This is a genomic window from Aeromonas sp. QDB34, assembly GCF_027705405.1.
GTDB classification, from domain to species: Bacteria; Pseudomonadota; Gammaproteobacteria; order Enterobacterales; family Aeromonadaceae; genus Aeromonas; species Aeromonas hydrophila.
The window spans coordinates 1-14237 of sequence record NZ_JAPDBT010000022.1; the positions used below are offsets into that span (position 1 = coordinate 1).

16 protein-coding genes are annotated in these 14237 nt (G+C 61.0%); 9 read left to right on the forward strand and 7 right to left on the reverse strand.

Annotated elements, in window-relative coordinates; all coding sequences use genetic code 11:
• The first annotated feature begins 90 nt into the window (after positions 1–90).
• A complete protein-coding gene (locus OKC29_RS19525) occupies positions 91–831 on the forward strand; it encodes a substrate-binding periplasmic protein (protein ID WP_442866132.1) in 741 nt (246 codons plus the stop codon).
• Positions 832–911: 80 nt separating this feature from the next.
• On the opposite strand, the gene OKC29_RS19530 is transcribed toward OKC29_RS19525, so the two are convergent.
• Positions 912–1034 (reverse strand): hypothetical protein, encoded by a 123-nt coding sequence (locus OKC29_RS19530; RefSeq protein ID WP_011707641.1) that lies wholly within the window; start codon positions 1032–1034, stop codon positions 912–914.
• A 453-nt stretch (positions 1035–1487) separates the two neighbouring features.
• Here OKC29_RS19530 and OKC29_RS19535 point away from each other — a divergent pair, with 453 nt between their 5' ends.
• The 4 genes from OKC29_RS19535 to OKC29_RS19550 all read left to right on the forward strand — a co-directional run bounded on the left by OKC29_RS19535 (position 1488) and on the right by OKC29_RS19550 (position 5767).
• Positions 1488–2366: a cation diffusion facilitator family transporter gene (locus OKC29_RS19535; RefSeq protein ID WP_073352004.1), complete on the forward strand. Its 879-nt coding sequence runs from the start codon at positions 1488–1490 to the stop codon at positions 2364–2366.
• Between the two features lie 149 nt (positions 2367–2515).
• Entirely contained in the window at positions 2516–2800 is a 285-nt protein-coding gene (locus tag OKC29_RS19540; RefSeq protein WP_024946369.1) for a DUF3811 domain-containing protein, read from the forward strand.
• 399 nt (positions 2801–3199) lie between these two features.
• Positions 3200–3412 carry a transcription antiterminator/RNA stability regulator CspE gene (gene cspE / locus OKC29_RS19545; RefSeq protein ID WP_011707644.1) on the forward strand — a complete coding sequence of 71 codons (213 nt, stop codon included), beginning with the start codon at positions 3200–3202 and terminating at the stop codon, positions 3410–3412.
• 408 nt (positions 3413–3820) lie between these two features.
• Positions 3821–5767, forward strand: coding sequence for a ligand-gated channel protein (locus OKC29_RS19550; RefSeq protein WP_043166158.1), 1947 nt, complete (start codon positions 3821–3823; stop codon positions 5765–5767).
• A gap of 34 nt (positions 5768–5801) precedes the next feature.
• Here OKC29_RS19550 and OKC29_RS19555 read toward each other — a convergent pair whose 3' ends face one another.
• From OKC29_RS19555 to OKC29_RS19565, 3 genes are all read right to left on the reverse strand, one after another.
• A complete protein-coding gene (locus tag OKC29_RS19555) occupies positions 5802–7289 on the reverse strand; it encodes a transporter substrate-binding domain-containing diguanylate cyclase (RefSeq protein WP_073352007.1) in 1488 nt (495 codons plus the stop codon).
• Between the two features lie 103 nt (positions 7290–7392).
• A complete protein-coding gene (locus OKC29_RS19560) occupies positions 7393–8784 on the reverse strand; it encodes an ATP-binding protein (protein ID WP_073352008.1) in 1392 nt (463 codons plus the stop codon).
• 4 nt (positions 8785–8788) lie between these two features.
• Positions 8789–9511 (reverse strand): response regulator, encoded by a 723-nt coding sequence (locus tag OKC29_RS19565; RefSeq protein WP_011707648.1) that lies wholly within the window; start codon positions 9509–9511, stop codon positions 8789–8791.
• A 180-nt stretch (positions 9512–9691) separates the two neighbouring features.
• On the opposite strand from OKC29_RS19565, the gene OKC29_RS19570 reads away from it, so the two are divergent.
• The 3 genes from OKC29_RS19570 to OKC29_RS19580 all read left to right on the forward strand — a co-directional run bounded on the left by OKC29_RS19570 (position 9692) and on the right by OKC29_RS19580 (position 10850).
• The gene (locus tag OKC29_RS19570) at positions 9692–9871 is read left to right on the forward strand and encodes a hypothetical protein (protein WP_073352010.1); all 180 of its coding nucleotides are present in this window, start codon (positions 9692–9694) and stop codon (positions 9869–9871) included.
• 82 nt (positions 9872–9953) lie between these two features.
• Positions 9954–10280 (forward strand): hypothetical protein, encoded by a 327-nt coding sequence (locus OKC29_RS19575; RefSeq protein WP_011707649.1) that lies wholly within the window; start codon positions 9954–9956, stop codon positions 10278–10280.
• Positions 10281–10499: 219 nt separating this feature from the next.
• Entirely contained in the window at positions 10500–10850 is a 351-nt protein-coding gene (locus tag OKC29_RS19580; protein ID WP_011707650.1) for a hypothetical protein, read from the forward strand.
• A gap of 58 nt (positions 10851–10908) precedes the next feature.
• Here OKC29_RS19580 and OKC29_RS19585 read toward each other — a convergent pair whose 3' ends face one another.
• From OKC29_RS19585 to OKC29_RS19595, 3 genes are all read right to left on the reverse strand, one after another.
• Positions 10909–11328, reverse strand: coding sequence for a hypothetical protein (locus OKC29_RS19585; protein ID WP_011707651.1), 420 nt, complete (start codon positions 11326–11328; stop codon positions 10909–10911).
• 159 nt (positions 11329–11487) lie between these two features.
• Positions 11488–12489 (reverse strand): sensor domain-containing diguanylate cyclase, encoded by a 1002-nt coding sequence (locus tag OKC29_RS19590; RefSeq protein WP_073352012.1) that lies wholly within the window; start codon positions 12487–12489, stop codon positions 11488–11490.
• A gap of 187 nt (positions 12490–12676) precedes the next feature.
• A complete protein-coding gene (locus OKC29_RS19595; RefSeq protein WP_162275785.1) occupies positions 12677–13597 on the reverse strand; it encodes a helix-turn-helix transcriptional regulator in 921 nt (306 codons plus the stop codon).
• Between the two features lie 75 nt (positions 13598–13672).
• Here OKC29_RS19595 and OKC29_RS19600 point away from each other — a divergent pair, with 75 nt between their 5' ends.
• Entirely contained in the window at positions 13673–14071 is a 399-nt protein-coding gene (locus tag OKC29_RS19600) for a VOC family protein (protein ID WP_073352015.1), read from the forward strand.
• Positions 14072–14237: the final 166 nt, after the last annotated feature.

Below are 14237 nucleotides of genomic sequence, written 5' to 3' on the forward strand. Positions count from 1 at the left end.
CGACACTCTTTATCCGCCCCCGGTCTTCACTTTTAAATGGTTCAGGTCAGGCGACAACTATTCTGACACCGGGGGGGGTCTTGGTATCGAATCTTGTTGTACGTGGCGGCTTGCGCCACCCTGTTGCTGCCATCCTTGCTGCTGGCCGGCGAGCCATTGCGAGTGGGGGTCAGCTTCGCCATTCCGCCCTATGTGATCGAAGAAGAGGGTCGCGGGATCGAGCTCGACCTGATGAGAGAGGCCTTTCGGGACAGCGGCTATGAGCCTCAATTCGAATATCTGCCGCTGGAGCGCACCTTCCGCATGCTGGAGTCCGGCAAGCTCGATGCCATCATCAACGTCAAACCCGGCATGTTGCACGACGTCTTCCTGTCGCAGCCGGTGATCGCCTTCCACAATCGGGTGTTCACCCTCAATAAAACCCACATCAGCACCCTGGACGACATGAAGACGCTGAGGGTGAGTGCCTTCCAGCGTGCCCGTCAGGTGCTGGGAGGTGCCTTTGCCAGCATGGCTGACCAGAATTCCCGTTACGAGGAGGTCGCCAAACAGCAGGGGCAGGTGCACAGGTTGATGCTGGGGCGGGTGGATGCGGTGATCCTGGAGCAGCGGGTTTTTTATTACTATCTGGCACAGCTGGCCAACAGCAAATATGGGGCCGAGCTCTATGCTCCCGGCCGGGTCCGGCAATACGATCTGTTTGCTCCGACTCACTACCATTTTGCCTTTCGCAAGGCGGCGCAGCAGCGCTGGTTCGATCGCCGGCTCGATGCCATGCGAGCCGATGGCCGTTATCAGCAAATATTTGCCCGCTACGGGGCCACGCCCTGAGCCTCCTGAAAACATAAAAGCCAGCCCGAAAAGGCTGGCTTTTTGTTACTGGCTCCAAAGGAACTACAGCATGGGGAGCGTTACTTCATCGCGCCGCCATTTTTCAGATCTGCTTTCTGACGTTTGGCTTCGCGCTTCTCTTTCAGTGACATCTGCGGTTTTTTCTTGGCATCTTTGCCGTTGTGATGTTCTTTGTTACTCATCATCAAACTCCAAAAATGTTACCCAGACAGTTGGAACCCAGGTTCCAGCATGCCATCCGAATCGTAGACTACAGTACGCTTTCAGTGACGATCCTGCGATCGCACTCAGTCCAGCATACCCCTAATCTTGCGCAAGAATCCACCCTCATCCCATCACCCAGTGGCAGCAGGTGTTCACCCGCTTCCGCTGACCCGATCCGGCTGGGGAATGAACGGCCGGAGAAGCGATATATTCCTTATAAAATAACGCCAAACAGGTTTATTTCATGGCGGCATGAAATAAAGCACTGAATGCCAAAATGAATTCTCTTTAAATAATGAGAGATAATTTAGATAAGCATTCTCACTATCGCCAGAAACAAAAAGTTACAACCCAAAGCAGCGCCACACAGGACAAGCTGATATTATCCAGCCCTATTTGTGAAAATATTCCAGCGAGAATAAGGACGTCCCATGACCAGAAAAACCAGAGCGGCCTTGGTCTCAGTTTGCTCCAATATCACCTTGATTATCATGAAGATATTTGCCGGCATACTGAGCGGATCCGTCAGTATTATTTCCGAGGCCATTCACTCGGCCATGGACCTGGTGGCGGCATTGATCGCGCTGGTGGCCGTACGTAAATCGGATATTCCTCCCGACCAACGCCACCCCTACGGCCATGACAAAATTGAAAACGTCTCCGGCGTGATCGAAGCGCTGCTGATCCTGCTGGCAGCCGGCTGGATAATATTCGAGGCCGTCGGCAAATTGATCACGCCAACCCCGATCGAGGGGGTGGGGCTCGGTGTGCTGGTCATGCTGTTCTCGGCGCTGGTCAACACTGGCGTCTCCGCCTACCTCTACCGGGTGGCCAAGGAGGAAGAGTCCGTGGCCCTGGCCGCCGATGCACTGCATCTGAAGGCTGACGTACTGACCTCGCTCGGGGTCGCCGTCGGCCTGCTCGGTATCTGGATTGCCGCCAGACTGGGCTACAACCTCTATCTGCTTGACCCCATTGTTGCCATCTGTGTCGCCCTGTTCATCCTCAAGGAGGCGATCGCCATGCTGAAGCAGGCCTTCCAACCCCTGCTGGACCACAGCATGAACGAGGAAGAGCTGGCTATCACCACCCAAGTGATCGAGGAGTGCTGCCCGGAGCATGGCGGCTTTCACGATCTGCGCAGCCGGCAGGCCGGACGCCGTCGTCACATCGACTTCCACCTGACCTTGCCAAAAGAGATGAGCATAGAGCACTCCCACGCCATCTGCGATCGGATAGAGCAGGGCATCATGCGACACCTCCCCCACGCAGTCGTGCTGATCCATGTTGAACCGAGCGGGCATGGTTAACGGCGCTGAGCCGTGCGAGGGGGATGCGGCAGGCCATTCCCTTCGGCAACAACCATCCGATGGGCCGGTATTCGAAAACGGTGTCGATTGTGCAATAAACGGCCGGCAGGTGTGGTAGGGTGGACTATTCCCGCCATCAGGAGCACGCCGTGAAAAAGTTGGAAATGAAGGACCTCACCGATGCCGAAAAGGCCGAGATCACCCTGCTGCTCCAAAAAGCACAGGCCAATGCAGATCATCAACTGAGCAATGCCGAACGCAACCGCATCCGCGAGGAAGGCAGACTCAAGATAGTCGCAGACCGTGCTGCCGCCGCCAAAGTGGCCGCCAAACTGGCACGGGAAAAGGCCAAGGAACGAGCCAGCAAGCAGGTGTTGCCAGAGACATTCAGCTGGGTGGATTCCGTCAGCAACAAGTTTCGCAGCAAACGCTGACGGCCAATCCCCACGCTCAAGCGCCACCGACCTCAACCAGCCAACTCACACCATGGCGGAGAACAACCCTCTGCCATGGTGTGTCCAGCGGCCTGCAACGGCGCAGGATCCTGCACTGCAGACACCCACACCGGGAGTCGCTGCGTCGATATCCGACCACTCGCAGCGAGATAAAATTTGCTTTAAGAAAATGGGCATGTTTTAATCTTTTGCGATGGTTCGGTAGTTCAGACCTGGTTATGTTAGGCAGTCATTTTAGTAAAGCAGCGATTAGTATAAGAATTATCCATGATTCTTCTTATCAAATAATTCTCCTTCTTTAGTGCTCCCCATACGTATTGCTGACGAAAAATCATAGATTGCCATTTGGCACTTTAAACACTATTTAAGGAAATTATCATGTCCAACAAAATGACTGGTACCGTCAAGTTCTTCAACGCCGAGAAAGGTTTTGGCTTCATCTCCCCGACCGACGGCAGCAAAGACGTGTTCGTTCACTTCTCCGCCATCCAGACCCCGGGCTTCAAGACCCTGGACGAAGGTCAGCGCGTTGAGTTCACCATCGAGCAAGGCCAGAAAGGCCCGGCTGCTGCTAACGTAGTAGCTCTGTAATTCAAGCCGGGGATCCGGTCCGCCTGCTCATGCCGGCTGGTACGATCCGCTGCAAGAATTGAAAAAACCCGCTTCGGCGGGTTTTTTGTTGTCTGCCATTTGCCATTCCCCCTCTGCCGACCCTCTCAGCCTTCTCACTGTCCCGCCCCCTCTTCCCGTCACCGCGCCACACATGCTCCTCATCCCGCATCTGCTGGTGAGAGGATAACCGCACAATATTAATGAGATTAATTATCATTTACACATCATCCAGCGATCACTACAATGCCTGCCGACCGACTTGGTGATTATCCAATTGAACCTTTTCTGGTCCTGGTTTCACGCGGGATGCGATGAAACCGCCCCATCGATTCACCCAAAGGATGAATGCATCTTCTTACTAAAAGAGTTCAGGCCAACATGATAACAATGCACCGCAACAAGCTGACCACGCTCATTCTCGCCGCCCTCGCATCACACGCCTATGCCGCCGAGCAGGAGGTCATGGTCGTGACCGCCTCCGGCTTCCAGCAGAAGATCGAGGATACCGCCGCCTCCATCTCGGTGGTGACCCGCGAGCAATTGGAGAAACGCGCCTATCGCGACGTGACCGACGCCCTGAAGGATGTGCCCGGGGTAGTGATCACCGGCGGTGGCAGCAGCAGCGATATCAGCATTCGTGGCATGGGCTCCAAGTACACGCTGATGCTGGTCGACGGCAAACGGGTCGACAGCCGTGGCACCCGTCCCAACAGCGACGGCCCCGGCATCGAGCAGGGCTGGCTGCCGCCGCTGCAGGCGATCGAGCGGATCGAAGTGGTGCGTGGCCCCATGTCCTCCCGCTACGGCTCTGACGCCATGGGCGGCGTCATCAACGTCATCACCCGCAAGACCGCCAGCATGACGGCCTGGCAGGGCTCGCTGCATGCCGACTCGACCTTCCAGGAGAACAAGGAGTCCGGCGACATCTTCCAGACCAACGCCTATACCGCCGGCGCTCTGGTGGATGGACTGCTGGGGATGCGGGTGAACGGCCAGCTCTCCCACCGTGGCGAGGATCAGTTCCAGAACGGGTTCGCCGAGCAGGAGATGCGCAGCGGTACGGCCGTCTTCAGCCTGACCCCGGACGAGCACAACCGCTTCGATTTCGAGGCCAGTCGCGGCCTGCAGGATCGCAACCGCACGCCGGGTGAATCGCTCTCGGCCAAGTCAAAACCCAGCCTGAGCACCTACGAGCGCACCAACTTCGCCATCACCCACGACGGCCGCTATGACTTCGGCTCCTCTACCAGCTACCTGCAGCGGGAAGAGAACACCAACCCCGGCCGTCAGATGAAGCTCATCAACACCATCGCCGATACCCACACCCAGTTTGAACTGGGGGCTCACTATCTGAGCGTGGGTGGCCAGTACCGCTACGAGGATCTGCAGGATCAGGGCAACCAGCTCAACGTGGCCAACCGCGCCAATCAGCTGACCCGCTGGAGCTGGGCCATGTTCGTGGAAGATGAGTGGTCGCTGACCGACACCTTCGCCCTGACCGGCGGCGTGCGGATGGATCAGGACCAGAACTACGGCACCCACTGGAGCCCGCGTCTGTACGGGGTCTGGCACCTGGCCGAGTCCTGGACGCTGAAAGGGGGCGTCTCCACCGGCTATCGTTCACCGGATCTGCGCATGTCGGCCGCCAACTGGGGCCAGGCCACCGGCGGTGGCACTCAGGACGGCATGCTGGTCGGCAGCCCGGAGCTGAAACCGGAAACCAGCGTGAGCCAGGAGATCGCCCTGCTGTGGGATGGTCAACAAGGCTTGAACACAGGGCTGACCCTGTTCAATACCGACTTCGAAGACAAGATCTCCGAGATCCGCCGCTGCGAAAGCAAGAGCAACCCCTCCTGCACCCTGAACGGTCACACCTATGACTTCATCAGCGATCGCATCAACGTCGACAAGGCGAACATGCGCGGGGTGGAAGGCACGGCCAACTGGACCATCAACGACGCCTGGTCGCTGGCCTCCAGCTACACCTTCACCCAGTCCGAACAGAAGAGTGGGGCGATGGAAGGCAAGCCGCTGAACCAGATGCCGCGCCACATGTTCAACACCACGGTCGACTGGCAGACCACCGAGACCGTCAGCCTCTGGTCACGGGTCAACTTCCGCAGCAAGACCTCTGATTACCTGAGCCGGGTCAAGATGGCCGAGGGCACCCCCTCCTACACCTTCTTCGACACCGGTCTGGTCTACAAGGCCAACGAACACCTGGATGTCACCGCCGGCGTCTATAACCTGTTCGACAAGACAGTGGATTACACCAGCTTCGGTACCGTGCTGGATGGTCGCCGCTACACCTTGGGCATGACCTACAACTTCTGATGACACGCCGCCGCCCGACTTGGGCGGCGGTTTTTTATTCCCCCGCCTCGCCAGCCGCCTCTTTCACGTAGCTGGCCGCCAGCCAGGTGTTGCGCCCCTGCGATTTGGCGCCATACATCAGCTGATCCGCCTGCAACAACACCCGTCGACCTTCCGCCCCGCCCCCTGCCGGCACCCACACCGCCCCCGTGCTGATGGAGATGCCGAGCGCACCGGCGCTGGTTGGCAACTTGTGGCTATTCACCTCCCGCCCGATCCGGGCAGCCCACTGCTGCAGCGTCGCCATGTCCGCCACCAGCAGGCTGATGCAAAACTCCTCCCCGCCGATACGGGCAAACAGGGCGCTGGCGGGCAGCACCCGCTGTACCTGCGCCACCATGGCCGACAACACCTCGTCCCCGACCCCGTGACCGAAGTGATCGTTGATCCCCTTGAAGCGATCGAGATCGAACAGCAGCAGGGCCGAGGCCTGACCGCTGGCCAGCCGCTGCTCCAGCAGTGGCAAAAAGGCGCGCCGGTTGAGGATGCCGGTCATGGAGTCGGTGCCGGCAAGGCGCTCCAGTCTGGCGTTGGCCTGAATAAGCTCGGCGGTACGGCTGGCCACCGCCCGCCGCAACTGGATGATGTAGGCCATCAGCACCAGGCCGCCGATGGCCAGCAGCCAGGGCCAGAGGTGGACCGGGTAGACGGTCTCGATGTGCATCCACTTGCGGACGATCCGTTCCCGATCCGCCTCGCCGATGCGGGAGAAGCCCTGCTCCAGCTCCTGCTGCAGCGCCTGGTTGCCCTTGGCGACGGCGAAGCGGATCTCGTCGCTGTAGAGATGGCGTACCGGGATGAAACGGGTGGGATCCGCCGAGGTGTAGATGTAGAAGTTGGCTACCTGCAGATCGGCGATGAAAGCATCCAGTTCGCCGCTGAAGGCCGCACGCAGCATGGCGTCGTTGTCATCGAAGGTACGCAGGCGCGTGGTGGGGAAGTGCTTGCGGGCGTAGTACTCCTCGTAGCCCCCCGTCACCACCCCCACGCTCTCGTGCAGCAGGTAGTAGTTCACGTCCGAGCCGCGCAGGGAGTTGGCGAAGAAGAGCTGGGAGTCGACATGTGAGAGGGCCTGACCGTAGTCGTAGACCAGATTGCGCTCCGGCGACCAGAGCAGGCCGCCATGGACATCGGCCTGGCCGTTGCGAACCAGGTCCAGCGAGGCCTGCCAGTCCACCAGCTTGAACTGGATCGGGCGACCGGTGACCCTGCCATATTCGCGCCACAGATCGATCAGCAGGCCATCGGGTTCCCCCTCTTCATTGAGGTAGGAGAAGGGCTGCCAGGCCTTGGAGTTGGTCACGATGAGCGGCTTGGGCGGCGTATTTGCCAACACGGGCCACGCCTGTGCCAAGAGCAACAACCACACCCCGCACCAGACTCGCCACCGAAAACCAGAATCGCCCGCCATCCCTGCACCAACCTTGCTGTTTGGCCGTCTGTGCGGCCATCGATTATCGCCACCTTCAGCATAGAAGAACAAGCATGAGCGAGTATGAAATAGGCGTGATTTCAGTCAGATAAGTGCAAGATAAAAAACGGGGAGGCGGCTCGTCGCCACCCTCCCCGCCCTGCTCCCGCCGCTCTTACAGCGGCAGGCTGATGCGCGCTTCCAGCCCGCCCTGCTCGCGGTTGTGCAGGGTCAGCTCGCCGCCGTGCTGGTGCACCAGGGTGCGGGCGATGGAGAGCCCCAGCCCCACGCTGCCGGATTCGGTGTTGCGGGCCTCGTCGAGTCGCACGAACGGCTTGAACACGTCCTCCAGCCTGGCCGGATCGATGCCGGGCCCCTGATCACAGACCCGGATCACCAGCTCGCTGTCGGTACGCTCCAGCGACACCTCTGCACTGCCGGCGTACTTGATGGCGTTGCCGATGAGGTTTTGCAGTACCCGGCGCAGGGTATTGGCGCGACAGGCGTAGACCTGCTTGCCCTCGGCCAGGCAGGTGACCGGCTGGCCGGTGTCGGCATAGTCGTCGCACAGGCTCTCCAGCAGGCTGACCAGATCCAGCTCCCGAGTCGCCTCCTGCTGCCCCTCCTCCCGGGCAAAGCTGAGGGTCGCTGCCAGCATCTGCTCCATCTGCTGCAGGGTCTGCTGGATCCGATCCTTGTCCTCCCCCTCGTCCAGAAACTCGGTGCGCAGCCGCAGGCTGGTGATGGGGGTGCGCAGATCGTGGGAGATGGCCGCCAGCATCCGGGTGCGGTCCTGCACGAAACGGTCGAGCCGAGTGTGCATGCGGTTGAAGGCCTGGATGGATTCGCGCACCTCGGTCGGCCCCTCTTCCCGCAGTGGCTCTATGTCCTCGCCACGGCCGAGTCGATCCGCGTTGGCGGCCAACTGCTTGAGCGGCAGGGTGGCGCGGCGGAACAGCCAGATCATCAGGCCGATCACCAGGCTCGCCACCAGCATCAGGTTGAGGGTGGTCTGCCAGGACCAGCTGGCCGACTCCTTGTCCACCAGCGAGCTGAACTGCAGCCAGCCACCGCGTGGCAGCTGGATGGAGCCGTACAGCCGCATGTCCTGCGGTGGCGGCATCCCCTTGCGATCCTTCATCATCCGGCTGTGGTGCTGCCAGGCGCGGCTGCGCTGGGCATCCTGCTTGAGCTCGGCGCTGATCTCCACCATCAGGGTCGAGGGGTAACCCAGCCGGGAGCGCACCAGCTGCTCGAAGCGGGGACTGCGGTTGTCCGGTTGCAGCGGCTCGTCGGCGATGCGCAGCAGCAAGGTCTCGCTGCGGCTCGCCTTGATGATCTCGTCATAGAGGGAGGGGGGAGAGAGGGCCAGCAGCCGCACCACGGAGACGATGCGCTGCATGGCGTTGCGGCTGTTGATGTAGCCGAGCGCCTCCTCCCGATCCGTACGGTAGATCTGGATGCTGAGCAGCTGGATCAACACCAGCCCGGCCAGCGCCACCAGGATGATCTGGCCGGTCAGCCCCTTGGGCCACAGTTTCGACCAGCCACGCTTGAGGATCCCCACGGCCTTATACCTGGGTCACATCGGCGGCGAACAGGTAACCGCCGCCCCAGATGGTCTTGATCAGCTCCGGGTTCTTGGGATCCCGCTCCAGCTTGCGCCGCAGCCGGCTCACCAGGGTGTCGATGGCCCGGTCGAACGCCACTGCCTCGCGGCCACGGGCCAGATCCAGCAGTTGATCCCGGCTCAGCACCCGCTGCGGCCGTTCCAGAAAGACCCGCAGCAGGTCGAATTCGGCGGTGGAGAGGCTCAGGCCCACTCCTTCCTCATCCACCAGCTCGCGCCGGTTGATGTCGAGCAGCCAGCGATCGAAGCGCAGATCCCGGGTCAGCGTTTCGGCCGCCGGCTGCGGCTCGACCTGGGTGCGGCGCATCACCGCCTTGATGCGGGCCAGCAGCTCGCGCGGATTGAACGGCTTGGCGAGGTAGTCGTCGGCCCCCATCTCCAGCCCTATGATGCGGTCGGTCTCCTCCCCCATGGCGGTGAGCATGATGATCGGCAGACTGGACTTGGCCCGCAGCTCGCGGCACAGGGTCAGGCCGTCTTCTCCCGGCATCATCAGATCCAGCACCAGCAGATCGAACTCCCGCTCCTCCAGCAGCCGCTTCATCTCCTTGCCATCCCGGGCACAACTGACCCGCAGGCCGTGCTGTTCCAGAAAACGCTTCAGCAGATCGCGGATCTCGCTGTGATCGTCGACCACCAGAATGTGGGTGCTGCTTTGGTTCATGAGGCCTCTCCTGTTAGAGCTGGCACGAGTATACGAAAATCTGCCGGGCGGTTTGTGTCAAAGTGTGCCAGATCAGCAAGATGCCACACTCTGCTACAAAAAAGCGCCCGTTCGGCAAAGTTGAGACACAAGCCGGCTGTTTACTGTGGCCATCCCATCGGTTGCAGGAGTAGACAGGCCATGCTGGCCCTCACCACCCCCTTGCTGCTGGCCTTTGCCGCCAGCGAAGCCCTTGCCAGAAAGGCGAACGGCAGCTCAACCCAACCGGCGAGCCCCCCGGACCACCAGCAGACATCCTCCGCCGACATGGCCCCCGGCCGCGGCGATGCCAAGGGAGCAACCGAATCCCCTTCGTCATGATGTGTGGCCGCCAGGCGGCGGCTGCGCACCCTGACTTTTCTGCCGCCATCTTGCGGCGAGTCATACCAAGGAGACCAATATCATGATCAACAAGAGCCTGACTCTGTTAATGCTGGCCGGCCTGGCCCACACCGGCCTGGCCCAGGCCGCCCTGCCCGCCGACGTCAGTGCCGCCCCCGGCCTGCTGTTCGTCAACTGGCACGACGCCGTCAGCAGCAATGAGGCACACCCCACTCTGGTGATCCGCAACGCCACCGGCGACGTGCTCAAACGGGTGCCTGCCGAGTTGCAGGGGATGCAACAGGTGCGTCTGCCGATGCGGGCCCAGGGTGACCTGACCCTCAGCCTGGACGGTGAGAGCAGCAGCTATCGCATGCCCTACAGCGTCGGCAGCGGTCGCCAGCGCTAAGCCGGCCCCAGCCTAAAAATACCCCGCCAGCGGGCGACGCTGACGGGGTATTTTTATTTCCCGTCCGACATGCGCCCGGTCAAGCCCTGTACAGCGTCACCGTGTCACACTCTGCTACAAAATAGGCTTCAACTGGCAAAGTTCAGACACCAGTCTGGTGTTTACTTAGGGTCAAGGCGAGCAAGCCGACCCCGAACTCAATCCGCAAGGAGATAGACCATGAAAAAACTGACCAAGACCCTGCTGACCGCCACCCTGATCCTTGGCCTGCCGCTCGGCGCCTATGCCGCCAGCGAAGCCGTCACCACCGCCCAGCCAGGCATGATGACCGACTGCCCGATGGATGGCAGCGGCATGATGGGCGGCAAGCACCATGGCGGTCGCCACGACAAGATGGCCCGCATGCAGAACATGACGCCGGAGCAGATCCAGACTCACCTGCAGCAGCGTTACGACAAGATCGAAGATCCGGCCAAGAAAGCCGAGTTCGTGAAAAACCTGAGCCTGCGCGCCGACGGCATGACCAAGCACGCCGAAGCGATGAAGCAGTTCGCCGAAGCGCATCAGTAATTCGACAAGCAGCAAAAAGGGGCCCGTGGGCCCCTTTTTTCATGCACGTCGTTCAGACTCAAGCCTTGGTCTTGTCGACAAGGTTCAGGGTCTTGACGGTCTCGCCTTCGAACTTGATAAGCACGTTCTTCTGAGCGGCTTCGGCATCCTTGAACAGGGTCTTGGAGGTCTCTGCCAGCATGGGAGATACCTTGTTCAGGGCGCCCAGGTCATAGGTCCACACTTCCAGACCGGCTTCGGTCTTGGTACTGGCCGGTGCGCCCAGCTTGTCCTTGATGGCCTGCTTGTTGGAGCCGCCTTCCTTGATGTCCAGCGCCTTCTTGATCGCTTCATTGGAGGCGCTGTCCATGGCGGAGCCGGCCATCTCTTTGGCAGTGCTGGTCACGCTGCTGGTCACTGTGTCGGTCAGGGAATCCATCAGACCGGCGTTGGCCATCAGCGGCAGTGCAGTCAGGGCAACCAGGATGCTCTTTTTCATCGTTTCATCTCTCGCGGGGGATTAAAGAGCGCGCATCAGACCAGCGTACTCGTACGGAGTCAAGATGAGGGTGCGGTCAAGACGCATTCGGGGGGGATAACCAGAATAATCCGACATGGTGGCGAGCTCGCCGGACCGCCGACGCCGGCTATGGACGGACTATTCGCAGATCTGGTTCTTGCCCGTCAGCTTGGCCTGGTAGAGGGCCCGATCCACCCGCACCATCAGCTGGCTCATGGGCTCGTCCGGCTGGTACTCGGCCAGCCCGAAGCTCATGGTGATGTCGAAGTGCTGGCAGACCCGCGACTGCACCAGCAGCTCCCGCAGCTTGTCGGCCACCAGCCGGCCATCAAGCCGGTCGGTATTGGGCAGCACCACCATGAATTCATCGCCACCCCAGCGGGCAATCAGGTCTATTCCACGGATGTGGCTGCGCACCAGCGCCACTATGTTGATCAGGGTCTGATCCCCGGCGTGGTGGCCGTGGTTGTCGTTGATCTGCTTGAAGTCATCCACGTCCATGGCGATGACGGAGAAGGGCTGGTGAAAGCGCTTGGCCCGTTCGCACTCCTGGCGGATGGCCCGCTCCAGCCGGTAGCGGCTGGCGGCACCGGTCAGGGCATCGGTCTCCGCCAGCTGGCGATTCTCCCCCGCCTTCTGCTGCAACGCCTCGTTGAGCCGCACCAGTTCGGCGGTGCGCTCGGCAATCTGCTGCTCCAGGGTGTGATTGCGCCGCTCCAGCTGCTCCAGCAGCAGCTTCTGGGCGTGGATGTTGCGATGGGCGCCGATCATCCGGGCCACCGACCCATCCGGATTGCGGGCGATGACGCGGCCGCAATCCTCAATCCAGATATAGTCGCCGGCGCGACTGCGGCAGCGATACTCGACCCGGTAGTCGGGGGCGGCGCCGCTCAGGTAGGCATCGAAGCTGGCCATCACCCGATCCATGTCGTCGGGGTGGATCACGCTCTCCCAGGTGAAGACGTTGTTGCCAAGGGAGTGGGCTTCGTAGCCCAGCATCTGATACCAGCCAGGGTTGCGATAGACGAAGCCGGTGTTGGCATTCCAGTCCCAGATCCCGTCGCTCACCACCGCCAGAATACCGTGTATCACGGCCTCGCTGACGTCCGAGATCCTGATCGTGTCGCTGTCCTGCAGCATGGAGACCATCCTTGTCTTGCCGCCCCGCAGGGTACGGGGCATTCCAGTCTGATGTTGAGAAATGACAGCGGCAGACGGCTGCACAGCCCGCTATCCGTTGATCGATGAAAACCGCCCCGCTTGTTCCGGTTATCGGCCGCAATCGGGTTCGTCTGAATAACAGTAGCAACCAGTGTGGCTCAATATTTCACCCTTGTCCGGTTTTAAAGGCGGGATGATGCAGGCTGCGATAGTGGCTGGGCGCCAGGCCATGCTGACGTTTGAAGGCGGTGGAGAAGTGGTACTCGTTCTTGAAGCCGCACTGCTCGGCCAGCAGCTTCACCGAGTCGGCCCGGCTGGCCAGCAGGAGCGCCGCCCGCTGCAGCCGCAGCCGTTGCAGCAGCGCCATGGGCGCCAGCGCAAAGTGCTGCTGGCAGAGCCGGTAGAGCTGGCGCTCGGAGAGGTGCAGGGCGCCGGCCATGCGCGCTATGTCCCACGGCTCGGTCAGCGCCTCTTTGAGCAGCAATTCGAGGCGCAGCGCCAGCCGCTCGCCACGCCGCTGCCCCTCCCCCTTTTGCAGCAAGCGGCGCAGGTAGAAGCCAAGCTGCTCTACCAGCAAGGCGCTGAGCAGTGGGTCCTGATGGCGCTCCTGCTCCGCATAGAGGTTCTCGATCGTGCGCAGCACGGTGGCCTGCTGGGAGGTGCAGCCAAGCCGGGGGTGGCTGGCGAAGGCATCCCAGGGGGAATCCTTGCGCAACAGCAGCCATACCAGCGCCCACTCGCCCGTCTCACTCAACGGCTGATCCAACGGCTCATTAACCTGCTCACTAAGCTGCTCACCAAGCTGATAGCAGAGCGGCTCCCCGGCCGGGACCAGCGCCCACTCGCCCACCTGCAACCGCTCGCGGCGATCCCCCACCTGCACCTCCCCCTCGCCGCCCAGGGTCAGCAGAAAACAGTGCATATCGGCAAAGCGGCGCGCGATGCGGTAGCGGGTCTTGAGGCGGGAATAGCCCGCCAGCCACACCTGCTCCTGTGCGAGGGCCGGCAGCAAGCTGTCACAACAGATCTGCTCGCGGCAGTCGGGGGAGACATCGATAATCTCGGTGTTGGCAGTTTCAGACATCATCAGGACGGGCTCAGCCATGTCGAAGGATTAGGCCCCAGCATAGCATCAAGGGCATCGAGTCACAGGAGACCAGCCATGCATATCCATCACGTCGCCATCTGGGCGCAGGATCTGGAGGCGCTCACAACATTCTACTGCACCCTGTTTGGCGGGCAGGCCAATGAGCGCTACCACAATCCGAGCAAACAATTCAGCTCTTACTTCGTGCGTTTCGAAGGGGGCGCCAACTTGGAGCTGATGCATACCCCCATCCTGTTTCCGGCGGATCTGCATCTGCCACACCCGTTGCAGGGGCTGGCCCACCTCGCCTTCTCCCTCGGCAGCGTGGAGGAGGTGGACAAGATGACTGCCCGTCTCAAGCTGCTCAAGGGCGCCGATGTAAAACACCTGGACGGCCCCCGCTGGACCGGCGACGGCTATTACGAGAGCACCTTCCTCGACCCGGAAGGCAATCGGCTGGAGCTGACCATCTAATACCTGAAAGATCCCCTCACCCCCTCCCCACGGAAGAGGGGATAAAGCAGCACCTGAGATATGATCGCTCACCACACCGGTTCGGCTAACCGCAATACCATCAGTCACGTAGGTTCGATTAGCGAAGCGTAATCGGACGAAGGTAACGGCATTGCTCCCTTCTCCC

What these genes read in the sequence shown, in the direction of transcription:
- OKC29_RS19530 (WP_011707641.1), bottom strand. Translation starts at nt 1,034, where the DNA reads ATGAGTAACAAAGAACATCACAACGGCAAAGATGCCAAGAAAAAACCG.
- OKC29_RS19535 (WP_073352004.1), top strand. Translation starts at nt 1,488, where the DNA reads ATGACCAGAAAAACCAGAGCGGCCTTGGTCTCAGTTTGCTCCAATATC.
- cspE (WP_011707644.1), top strand. Translation starts at nt 3,200, where the DNA reads ATGTCCAACAAAATGACTGGTACCGTCAAGTTCTTCAACGCCGAGAAA.
- OKC29_RS19550 (WP_043166158.1), top strand. Translation starts at nt 3,821, where the DNA reads ATGCACCGCAACAAGCTGACCACGCTCATTCTCGCCGCCCTCGCATCA.
- OKC29_RS19565 (WP_011707648.1), bottom strand. Translation starts at nt 9,511, where the DNA reads ATGAACCAAAGCAGCACCCACATTCTGGTGGTCGACGATCACAGCGAG.
- OKC29_RS19570 (WP_073352010.1), top strand. Translation starts at nt 9,692, where the DNA reads ATGCTGGCCCTCACCACCCCCTTGCTGCTGGCCTTTGCCGCCAGCGAA.
- OKC29_RS19575 (WP_011707649.1), top strand. Translation starts at nt 9,954, where the DNA reads ATGATCAACAAGAGCCTGACTCTGTTAATGCTGGCCGGCCTGGCCCAC.
- OKC29_RS19580 (WP_011707650.1), top strand. Translation starts at nt 10,500, where the DNA reads ATGAAAAAACTGACCAAGACCCTGCTGACCGCCACCCTGATCCTTGGC.
- OKC29_RS19585 (WP_011707651.1), bottom strand. Translation starts at nt 11,328, where the DNA reads ATGAAAAAGAGCATCCTGGTTGCCCTGACTGCACTGCCGCTGATGGCC.
- OKC29_RS19590 (WP_073352012.1), bottom strand. Translation starts at nt 12,489, where the DNA reads ATGCTGCAGGACAGCGACACGATCAGGATCTCGGACGTCAGCGAGGCC.
- OKC29_RS19595 (WP_162275785.1), bottom strand. Translation starts at nt 13,597, where the DNA reads ATGATGTCTGAAACTGCCAACACCGAGATTATCGATGTCTCCCCCGAC.
- OKC29_RS19600 (WP_073352015.1), top strand. Translation starts at nt 13,673, where the DNA reads ATGCATATCCATCACGTCGCCATCTGGGCGCAGGATCTGGAGGCGCTC.